The 10,091-nt window shown below is 68.1% G+C and carries 10 protein-coding genes and 1 pseudogene; all 11 read right to left on the bottom strand.

Annotated elements, in window-relative coordinates; translation table 11 throughout:
• Window positions 1-2: 2 nt before the first annotated feature.
• Window positions 3-605, bottom strand: coding sequence for an LPS export ABC transporter periplasmic protein LptC (gene lptC / locus ACK4IU_RS10280; protein ID WP_409734611.1), 603 nt, complete (start codon window positions 603-605; stop codon window positions 3-5).
• A gap of 2 nt (window positions 606-607) precedes the next feature.
• Window positions 608-1,570 (bottom strand): SIS domain-containing protein, encoded by a 963-nt coding sequence (locus ACK4IU_RS10285; protein WP_409734613.1) that lies wholly within the window; start codon window positions 1,568-1,570, stop codon window positions 608-610.
• A complete protein-coding gene (locus tag ACK4IU_RS10290) occupies window positions 1,551-2,165 on the bottom strand; it encodes a ribonuclease D (RefSeq protein ID WP_149587497.1) in 615 nt (204 codons plus the stop codon). Before ACK4IU_RS10290 ends, ACK4IU_RS10285 begins: the two co-directional genes overlap by 20 nt.
• A 211-nt stretch (window positions 2,166-2,376) precedes the next feature.
• Window positions 2,377-3,468 carry a flagellar basal body P-ring protein FlgI gene (locus tag ACK4IU_RS10295; RefSeq protein ID WP_409734615.1) on the bottom strand — a complete coding sequence of 364 codons (1,092 nt, stop codon included), beginning with the start codon at window positions 3,466-3,468 and terminating at the stop codon, window positions 2,377-2,379.
• Window positions 3,465-4,463 carry a flagellin gene (locus tag ACK4IU_RS10300; RefSeq protein WP_409734617.1) on the bottom strand — a complete coding sequence of 333 codons (999 nt, stop codon included), beginning with the start codon at window positions 4,461-4,463 and terminating at the stop codon, window positions 3,465-3,467. The genes ACK4IU_RS10295 and ACK4IU_RS10300 overlap by 4 nt, the downstream gene beginning before the upstream one ends.
• Window positions 4,463-5,926, bottom strand: coding sequence for a flagellar hook-associated protein FlgK (gene flgK / locus ACK4IU_RS10305; protein WP_409734619.1), 1,464 nt, complete (start codon window positions 5,924-5,926; stop codon window positions 4,463-4,465). The genes ACK4IU_RS10300 and flgK overlap by 1 nt, the downstream gene beginning before the upstream one ends.
• A 6-nt stretch (window positions 5,927-5,932) precedes the next feature.
• On the bottom strand, window positions 5,933-7,240 hold the full coding sequence (locus ACK4IU_RS10310; protein ID WP_409734621.1) for a flagellar hook protein FlgE: 1,308 nt from the start codon (window positions 7,238-7,240) through the stop codon (window positions 5,933-5,935).
• Between the two features lie 91 nt (window positions 7,241-7,331).
• Window positions 7,332-8,177 carry a flagellar motor protein MotB gene (locus ACK4IU_RS10315; RefSeq protein ID WP_409734623.1) on the bottom strand — a complete coding sequence of 282 codons (846 nt, stop codon included), beginning with the start codon at window positions 8,175-8,177 and terminating at the stop codon, window positions 7,332-7,334.
• A gap of 111 nt (window positions 8,178-8,288) precedes the next feature.
• Window positions 8,289-9,146, bottom strand: coding sequence for a hypothetical protein (locus ACK4IU_RS10320; RefSeq protein ID WP_409734626.1), 858 nt, complete (start codon window positions 9,144-9,146; stop codon window positions 8,289-8,291).
• Window positions 9,147-9,176: 30 nt separating this feature from the next.
• A complete protein-coding gene (locus ACK4IU_RS10325) occupies window positions 9,177-9,491 on the bottom strand; it encodes a hypothetical protein (RefSeq protein WP_409734628.1) in 315 nt (104 codons plus the stop codon).
• A 75-nt stretch (window positions 9,492-9,566) separates the two neighbouring features.
• A pseudogene (locus ACK4IU_RS10330) lies at window positions 9,567-10,091 on the bottom strand (hypothetical protein); the annotation flags it as partial.

Below are 10,091 nucleotides of genomic sequence, written 5' to 3' on the forward strand. Positions count from 1 at the left end.
CTCTAGCCGCCCGGTCGGTATACCAGCCGGACACCCCCGTTGAAAACCAGAACATAGGCACCCGGGGTCTGGATGTCCTGACGCAGCACCATGCTGTCGGCACGGATCTCGCCCGCCGGGCCGGTCGCTGTCACCGGGGTACGGCTTTCCAGCCCGGTCCGGTCCAGCCGGGCCAGGATCTCCTCTGTCTCCAGCCGGTAGCCGGACGAGGTAGCGACGGTCACGCCGCCCGACAGGACAACCTGCTGCGCGCCCCTGTCCATCTGCGCCTTGGCTGCTGCAAGCTCGGTCCGCGCACCGTCGGGCGTGGCCAGCTCAAGCCGAAGTTCTATCGCCGCCGCTTCGGTCGCTTCGGCGGCAGGTCGGGCCTCGTCCGCATGCAGGGTCAGGGCAGCCCCGTCCGAAGTGGTGCCCGCGTAGGTCGGCGCCGTCATCCGAGGCTCGCGGGCCAGGTCGCGGACATCGACCTCGGCATAGGGCAGCGCGTCCTCGGGATCGATCCGCCGCGCGACGAGGAACAGGGTGGACAGGATCGCCAGCGCCGCCAGCGGCAGCACGACCTTGAGCCAGCCCACCACCCGGGTATGCGTGTCGGCCCGCGCCACGGTCAGGCGACCCCGGCGCGCAGGCAGTCGTGCACATGCAGGATGCCGATCGCCCGGCGGCTGCCGGGTTCGGTCACCAGCAGGCAGGTGATCTTGCGGTCGTTCATCAGGGCCAGCGCCTCGCCGGCCAGGGCATCCGGGCCGATGGTGCGCGGATCGCGGGTCATCACCTCGCCCGCGTTGTGCGACATCAGCCCGTCCAGATGCCGGCGCAGGTCGCCGTCGGTGATGATGCCGGCCAGATCGCCCGCCGCGTCCGTCACCCCCACGACCCCGAAGCCGCGGCGCGTGATCTCGACCAGAACCTCGCCCATCGCCAGGGTCTCGGGCACCAGCGGCGGGTCGGCGTGCATCAGGTCGCGCACCTTCAACAGCCGCGCGCCCAGCTTGCCGCCGGGATGGAACATGCGGAAATGTTCGGGCGTGAAGGCGCGATGCTCCATCAGCGCGATGGCCAGCGCGTCGCCCAGCGCCAGCGTCATCGTGGTCGAGGTGGTGGGCACGATGCCCTTCTCGCAGGCCTCGGGCACTTCGGGCAGAAGCAGGCCCACCGTGGCCTGCCGCATCACCGTCGATCCCGGACGCGACGAGATCGCGATCATCGGGATGGAAAAGCGCTTGGCATGGGCGAGGAGATCGGCCAGTTCCGGCGTCTCGCCCGAATTCGACAGGACCAGCAGCACGTCACCCTGCGCCACCATGCCCAGATCGCCGTGGCTTGCCTCGGCCGGATGGACGAAATGCGCCGGCGTGCCGGTCGAGGCGAAGGTGGCCGCGATCTTGCGCGCGACATGGCCCGACTTGCCCATGCCCGAGACGATGACCCGCCCCTCGGCCTGCATCAAGAGCGCGACGGCGCGGCCGAAACTGTCGTCCAGCGACCCGGCCAGCCGCTCCAGCGCCTCCGCCTCGCGGCGGACGACCCGGCGGCCGGTGGCAAGGGGGTCAGTGGAGGAAGATGTCATTGGCGTCTTCCCAGCCCAGAAGGTCCAGCTCGGCCCGGGTCGGCAGGAAGGCGAACAGCCGCTCGGCCAGCTCCAGCCGGCCCTCACGGATCAGTCGCACCTCGAGCTCGGCCTTCAACTGGTGCAGGTAGAGCACGTCCGAGGCGGCATAGTCCTTCTGCGCCTCGGTCAGCACCTCGGCGCCCCAGTCGCTGGTCTGCTGCTGCTTCGAGACATCGACGCCGACCAGATCGGCCAGAAGGTATTTCAGCCCGTGCCGGTCGGTGAAGGTGCGCACTAGCTTCGAGGCGATCTTGGTGCACCAGACCGGCGCCGTGGTCACCCCGAACGCGCGCTTCATCACAGCGATGTCGAACCGGCCGTAGTGGAAGAGCTTCAGCACTGCCGGATCGGTCAGAAGCCGTTCCAGGTTCGGCGCCCGGGTCTGGCCCCGGGCGATCTGCACCAGATGCGCATCGCCGTTGCCATCTGAAAGCTGCACCACGCAAAGCCGGTCGCGGCGCGGGTCAAGGCCCATGGTCTCGGTGTCGATGGCGACGACCGGGCCAAGGGCCAGCCCGTCGGGAAGGTCGTTCTGGTGCAGGTGAATGGCCAAGGGAATGCTCGTGTCTGGATTTGATCCGGAGTTGCCATCCCGCTTACGCCCGCTCCCCCGCAGGGTCAACTCCGGCCGTCCCGACGCGCGGCCCGGCGCCGGACTGCTCGTCGATGCCTTTCAGGCACTCCTCGCTGACATCCAGGGTCAATGCCGGCGCTGACCGGAGATCCCCGCGGGATCAGCGGTCCCGCCGCTCGGTTCAAACGGATCAGTTCACCACGAAATCGGCATGCAGCGCGCCGGCGGCATTGATGCTTTTCAGGATGTCGATCATGTCGTGCGGCGCCACGCCCAGCGCGTTCAGCCCGGCCACGACCTCGGCCAGATCGGTTCCACCACTGATCTCGGCAAGCCCGGTCCCGGTCGTGCCGATCGAGGCATTGGATCGCGGCACCACGACCGTTTCGCCCTCGGCAAAGGGATTGGGCTGGACGACCAGCGGGCTCTCCTCGACACGCAGCGTCAGGTTGCCCTGCGCCACCGCAACCCGGCTGATCCGCACATCCGCACCCATCACGATCGTCCCGGACCGCTGGTCCACCACCACGCGCGCCCGCGTCTCGGGCTCGACCGGGATCCGTTCGATCCGCGCCAACACATGCGCGGGCGACTCCATGCCGGTCGCGCCGATATCCACCGCCACCGTGCCCGAATCCTGCATCTGCGCGACGCGACGACCGAACTCGGCATTGACCGCACGTTCGATCCGTTCCGCCGTGGTGAAATCGGCCGCCTTCAACGCCAGCCGCAGCACCGACAGGCCGGTGAAGTCGAAGTCCACCTCCCGCTCCACCCGCGCGCCTGATGGGATCACCCCTGCGGTGGGCACCCCCTGGGTCACGCTGGCCGCCTGGCCCGTCGCCGACACGCCGCCCGCGATGATCGTGCCTTGCGCCACCGCGTAGATCTGCCCGTCCGCCCCGTTCAGCGGCGTCATCACCAGCGTCCCGCCGAGCAGGCTCTTCGCATCGCCTATGGCCGAGACCGTGACATCGATCCGCGATCCCGACCGGGCGAAGGGCGGCAGTTGCGCGGTCACGAAGACCGCCGCCACGTTCTTCGGCCGGAACTCCTCTCCCGTGACATTTGCGCCCAGCCGTTCCAGCAGGTTGGCCATGATCTCCTCGGTGAAGGGCGCGTTGCGCAGCCCGTCGCCGGTGCCGTTCAGGCCCACAACCAGGCCATAGCCCACCAGGTCGTTGCCGCGCACGCCGTCGAACTCCACCAGGTCCTTGATCCGGATCGGTTCGGCCAGGGCCGAGGTCGCCAGAAGGCACAGGGCAAGGAAAAGGCGGATCATCGCAGATACTCCGTAAGGCTGAGGCGCGAGACGCGGGCGGTGACGAGGTAGAGCGACTCCAGCTGCGTGCGGATCGTCTCCAGCCGGGTTGCCGCCTCGTAGGGATCGACCGAGCCGGTCTCGGAGCGCAGGATGCCCAGCGCGGTCTCCTCGGCCCCGTTGCGGGCGCGGGCGCTTTCGATCTGCGCCTCGACCGCGCCGATCCGGGCCTGAAGCGTGATCCGCGCTTCCTCGCCGCGCATCAGGTGCTGGCCGGCGGTCGCGGCCAGCCGGGCGCGTTCGCCTGGGTCTCCGGCCAGGATGCCCCGGTCCAGAAGGGCCGCCATCGCAAGGCCGGAGAGGGTATCCCGGATCGCCGGATCCATGGCGGTGGTCGAGACCTCGGCCGTCTCGTCCGGCGCCACCGGCACGGGTGTCAGCGCCGGGCCGCCCTGGTAGAAGGCGCCGAAACCCAGCGGATTCGCGAACCAGGTCGTGACCGCGGCTGCGACCTGACCAGCGGTCGTCGCGCCGGCGGCCGCCGTCTCGAGCTCGGCCAGCAAGTCCTCGACCGGACCCAGCGGCGGGGTTCCGGTTGCCTGGCCGGAGAAGACCGCGCGCCCCGAGGCCTGGGCGTTCAACAACCCGACCGCCGAGGCGAGGCGTCCGCGCGCATCGGCCGCAAGCGTGTCGATCTGGGCTTGGGTCGCTACATCGCGCGCGCCCATCAGCGCGCTTGAGATTCCGCTGGCCAGTTGCGACAGGCCCTGGATCGACGCCTGTTGCGCCGCCACCTGAAGGGCCGCATCGGCCGCCGTGGACTTGAAGGCCGCAAGCCGCGCCAGGCTCGCATCGACGGCGAGGAGCGGCGAGAAATCCCCGCGCAGGGCCTGGCCGATGTCGGCATGCCGCCCGGTCGCCACCTCCTGCGCGGCGCGCTGGACCTGGGCGCGCAGCTCCGCCCCCTGGCGGGCCAGGATGTTCGTCAGGCTTGCGTCGCCAACCGAGACCCGCATCACGCCCCCAGCCTGATCAGGGTGTCGATCATCTCGGCCACCGCCTGGATGACCTTGGCGTTCGCGGCATAATTCTTCTCGATCACCAGAAGCTCCTGCATCTCGCGGTCGGTATCGATGCCGTTCTGGGCCTCGAGATCGGTCAGGGCGGTCAGCTTGGCCGCCGCGAAACTCTGCTCCGACTGCGCCGAGAGCCGGCCGGCAGAGATGTCGGACATAAGGTCTCCGGCCAGGGCGGCAAAGCTGCGCGACCCTGCCGTGAAACCCGAGGATGACAGCGGCTGCGCATCGGTGAGGGCCGCATGCAGCGCGGCAAGCAGCGTTCCGTTGCCGGGCGGCCCTTCGGCAACAGCGCCCAGACCGTCGCGCAAGCGGTAAAGCGCGCCGCCCTGCGCGGGATCGACCTGCGCGTTAAGCCGCAATCGGCCGGCCAGGCCGACCTCGTTCAAGGGGTTGAAGGCCAGGCCGGCGTCGGTGAAGAGGCCGGGATCGCCCGGGGCGCGTGTCGGATCCAGCCCGGCGGCGGCAAAGCGCTCGACAAGGTCGCGCACCACGGCGTCGAGCTTGCCCTGCGCCTCCACGGCCAGAGTGTCCCGGACTGCGAACAGCGCCCCCAGCGTGCCCCCGAGGATCGGACTTGCCGAACCTTCGGTGTCATAGGGACGGCCGTTGATCGTGATGCCCGACAGCCCGCCCAGAGCCTGCGTCATCTCGGGCGTTATGGTGTGGGTCGGCGAAAAGCCGATGACCGCGGGCGACCCGTCCAGGAGGGGGGCTCCGCCGACGGTGAAGAGCGCGATCTGGTTCAGGTCGCGTGGAACCTCGCGCAAGGGAACGATCGCCGAAACCTGGTCGATCAGGCGCTGCCGTTCGTCCAGAAGCGCCGAAACGTCGCGCCCCGCGCCGGTGAAGGACCGCAGGTTGACGTTGATCTCGTGCAACTGGGTGAGGGCGTGGTTGAGTTTGCCGACCTCCTCGCCGATCTGGCGGTCGGCGGTAGCGCGGGCCGCCTGGATGTCGCGCGTGGCCGAAGCCAGGCCGTCAACCAACGACCTTGCGGTGGTTGCGATCGCGCCAAGCCGGGTCTGGGACTCCGGGCGCCCGGCAGCGTCGACCAGGGCCTGATCGAAGGCCGCCAGCCTGGCCGCCAGCGAGCCCGCGCTGTCCGGCGTGCCGACCGCCTTTTCCAGCCGCGAGAAGAAGGCAGCCCGGATGTCCCGATCGCCGCCGCCGGCCTGGGCATGCCGCCGTTCGCCCAGCAGATGCCGGTCGACATCGCGCGTCACACCCGTCACCTGCACGCCCTGCCCGGTCCCGGCCAGCACCGCTGCCGACAGGCCGACCTGGCGCCGCCCATAGCCGGGCGTGGTGGCATTGGCCACGTTGGACGACAGGATCTCGGCCTGGCGCGAGGTGGCCGAGAGGCCCGACAGGGCTCCGGCAAGGGCGGAGGTGACGCTCATCGCCTATCACCGCTTGATGTTGGTGGTTTCCTGCAGCATCTCGTCCACCGTCTGGATCACCTTGGCGTTCGAGGAATAGGCGCGCTGGGTCTGGATCAGGCTAGTCAGTTCGGCCGCCACATCGGTTTTCGACCCCTCGCGCGAATAGCCCTGGATCGACCCGGTCGGCCCGGAGCCCGCGTCCCACAGGAAGAACGACCCCGACTCGGGCGAGACCTGATAGGTCTGGTTCGACAGCGACAGAAGCCCGTTGGGGTTCGGCACGTCGACCAGCGGGATCTGGTAGAGCCTGCGGGTAAAGCCGGTGTCATAGGTGGCGTTGACATAGCCCTTCTCGTCCACCTCGACCGTGGTCAGGTTGCCGACCGGAGAGCCGTTCTTTGTGATCGACACCGGGGCGAAGTTGTCCGACAGCTGGGTCAGACCGTTCGGATCGCCCAAGCGCCCGATGCCCACGGTCATCGGCCCGCCCGCCACGGTCAGCGCCAGCGTCCCGTCGGCCGGGTTGTAGGCCCCGCCCGACACCACCGTGACGGAGGCCAGCGTGCCCCCCGCCCCCCGCGAATCGTCGAAGGTCAGGTTGTACTCTCCGATCAGGTTGCCGCCGCCCGCGCTGTCGCGGATCTGCATCGTCCACTGGTTCGAGGATCCGGTAGCCGGAACGACCGGAACAAAGCTGACTTCCAGCGCCTCGGAGGTGCCGAGGTTGCCGAAATATTCCACCGAAAGGGGCGGCGGCACCGCGGTCGAGCCGGCGACGGTATAGGTCGCCGGCAGGTTCACCCCGAGGTTCATCGTCGTGGTCGGATCGCCAGCCGTCTGGTTGGTGTTGATCACGATCGGCACCAGGCCGGAAATGGTGTCGCGCGGGTTGGACGGGATGGTGCCATCGGCATTGGCCGGCCAGCCCAGCAGCACCAGGCCCGAGTCGGTCTTCAGCACGCCATCCGCATCGGTGCGGAAGCTTCCGGTGCGGGTCATCAGCAGCGGCGTGTCGGACAGGGCATTGCCCAGCGATACCTCGTTGATGACCGGCAACATGCCTCGCCCGGCGATGGCGAGATCCAGCGGATTGCCGGTTCCGACAAGATCGCCGCGTTCGTCGATCAGCCGCACCGTCGAGGCCCGGACACCCCCGGCGGAATAGGTGCCCGCGCCCCGTGACGAGGTAATCACCATGCTGGTGAAATCGGTCGAGGCGCGCTTGTAGCCGTAAGTGCCCGAGTTCGCGATGTTGTCCGAGATCGACGCGAGGCGCGTGGCGTTGGCGTTGAGCCCGGCCACGCCCGCGCTGAGCGAAGAGGAAATCGTCATGTAAAGCGCCTTTCTGCAGCTTCGACTCCTGTGCGGATCAAAGTTGCATCCGGGCGGCTTAACATCGGCCTAACGGATAAAATTCAAAGGATTATCGATCACGGCGCAAGAGGATGACCTCTACCCGGTTGTTGCGGACCGAGGTCGGGTCCGAAACCGCCGGCTTGCGGTCGGCATGGCCCGAGACGCGCTGCATCCGCGCCGGATCGATCCCGGCAGTCTCCAGCATCCGTCGCGTCTCCTGGGCCCGCAAGGCCGACAGGGTCCAGACCGGGTTGTCGATCAGGGTCACCGGATGCGCGCGCAGGTGCCCGCTGACAGCGATCTCGTTGCCGGTCAGGTTCAGGACATCGGCCAAGAGGTCGACCAGAGCCTCGATCACCGGGGACGGTTCGGCCGTTTCGTCCACGAAAAGCGGTGCGTCGGGCAGATCGTAGAGTTCGATCACCAGGCCCTCATCGGTGATGCGCGTCACCACATGGCGCAAGAGCCGCTCCATCGTGTTGCTTTCGCCGCCACGAGCGAGCAGGGCCTTCTCGACTTCCTGCAACTCGGACATGGCGCGACCTTCGCCGGCAGCGCCCTTTCCGGCGTCCGCACCCGCCTCGGTCGCCGAAGCCGCGGCATCCTTGCGGTTCACAGCGCCCGTCCCGGTATGGGCCATCGTCTCTTCAGCGAAGACGCTGTTGCCGCCGAAGGCCCCGTCTCCGCCGCCCGAGATCCGGTTCACCGGGATCGTCGGATTGAAGTAGTCCGAGATTCCCTTGCGTTGCTTTTCCGTTGTCGCGTTCAGCAGCCACATCAATAGGAAGAACGCCATCATGGCGGTCACGAAGTCGGCATAGGCCACTTTCCAGGCCCCGCCATGGTGGCCCCCGCCACCCGCAACCTTCTTCCGCTTGATGATGACTGGCGCCGCATTGCTTTGCGTTGCCATCCCACATCACCCAAGTCTTTCACCCGGGACCGGTGATATCATGGCCAAGCCTTACACGAGCTTAACCGATTGCCTTTTATGGAATTTCCTCAATCACGCCGCAGATGCGGCTCAGGCCATGAGGCCGCGCCAGGCCGTCAGCACCGCCTGCGTGCCGTCGCCCTCGATCACGCCCAGCAGCAGGCTGTCCTCCAGCCGGGCGCACAGGATGCCGTGGCCGTCAATCAGGGTCACCCCCAGCATCAGGCAGGCCGGATCACCGGGAGCGGCCGAAACCAGATCCAGCTGCCGCACCACGGCTTCGCTTTCGTCGTCGAGGAAGGCGTGCATATGCGAGACCATGTCCTCGGGCCCGTCGCTCGCGGTCTCTCCCCCGCCGCGGCGGATCAGCCAGGCGATCAGCGACGGGCCGATGGCAGAGGCGAAGTCGTCGATCCCGGCGCCGGACAGACGCACGGCCGGCGTCTCTTCGCGCTCGGAAATTTCTTCCGCCTCTTCCGGCAGGCTGTCCTCCGGCCCGGTCACGTTCAGGTCGATCAGCATCAGATCCGCCAGCAATGCGACCGGCAGGCCGACGCTGACCTCGGACCCCTCGCGGCTGACCGGCCCCGTGACGACACGAAGCTCCTGCCTGGGGGCTGCAACGGCCTGAAGCAGCTTGATCAGGTCATCCTTGTGCTCGTCCTCAAGCACCTCGGCGCCGAGGCAGGCCTCCGCCCCTGGCAGGCCATGGCTGGCCGTCAGGCGCAACACCCGGCGACCGGCCACGTCCAGCGTCAACGAGGGACCGGCAGAGGAGCGGAACTCCAGCGACCGGGCCAGCATCGTCTCGTTCGCCTCACGCAGCAGATGTGCGACCGGGTTGCGATCGCCGGCCTCGGCGATCACGCGCGCGCCGCCCGACATCACGCGAACCGGCGCCTGCAGGCTGTGCAGACGTGCGATGATCGGAACTGTGCCCTTGTTCAAGGTTATCCGCGGCCCCAGTCACCCGCCCGGTCACCCGTCATGGGTGATGCTTTCAAGCGTTTCGCGAATTTTCGTCACAAAAGCGGCAAGGTCAATGCCGGGATCGCAGATGCAGCACAGGGCGTCGGCCGGCTCCACCTCGGATCGCAGGAACAGACGCAGGTTTGCCGGCCCCAGCAGCATCGCGGCATTGGGTTCCCCGAAGGCCCCGACGCACAGCGAGAACATCGGGTCGTCAAAGCTGCTGCGGGCCTGGTCGCACAGCCGATCCAGGTGCTCCTGCGTCATCATCATCGGGCCGGCGCTGGTCAGGATCATGCGCGCGGACAGGTCGGCGAAGGCCACAAGCTTGGCCTGCGGAAAGGCTTTCACCACCGCCCCGAGACTTTCCGCAACGCTCACCCGGTCAGCCCCTTCCTATCATGAACTCTTGGCGCGCCCCACCGGCAGGTCTTCTGTGCCGACGATGTGGTCGGCAAAGGTGACCAGGGTCGGGCCATGTTCCGGCGCGGGACGTTCGGTGCGCAAGAGACGCTCCTCGTCCTTGACGGCGACGCGGCGCGGCATGACGCGCACCACCGGCGTGTTGCGGATCGCTGTCAGCCGTTCGAAGGTCTGCGCGATCAGGCTCTGGCCCACTTCGTCCTCGTCCGCGGGATCCGCCTTGATCGCCGGCTTGCCTTCGTCGCCCGGTTCGGGATGACCCTCGTCGATGATGCGGTGGACGATCTCGAACAGCGCCTTGGTGAAGGCGTCGGCGCCGCTCTCGATCCACAGGCCCTCGTCCTCACCCGCCCGCATCGCCTGCAACAGCGACACCGGGAAGACGTCGGCAAACAGGCCCTCGGTTTCCTGGCGGACTCTCTTGATGACCTTGGCGCGGTCCTTGTCGCCGAGGATCTTGTCGAAGCGCGTCACCAGAAGCAGGCTGTTGTCGCGCATTTC

Origin of the sequence: Tabrizicola flagellatus, assembly GCF_046295235.1 — a bacterium.
GTDB lineage: Bacteria > Pseudomonadota > Alphaproteobacteria > Rhodobacterales > Rhodobacteraceae > Tabrizicola > Tabrizicola flagellata_A.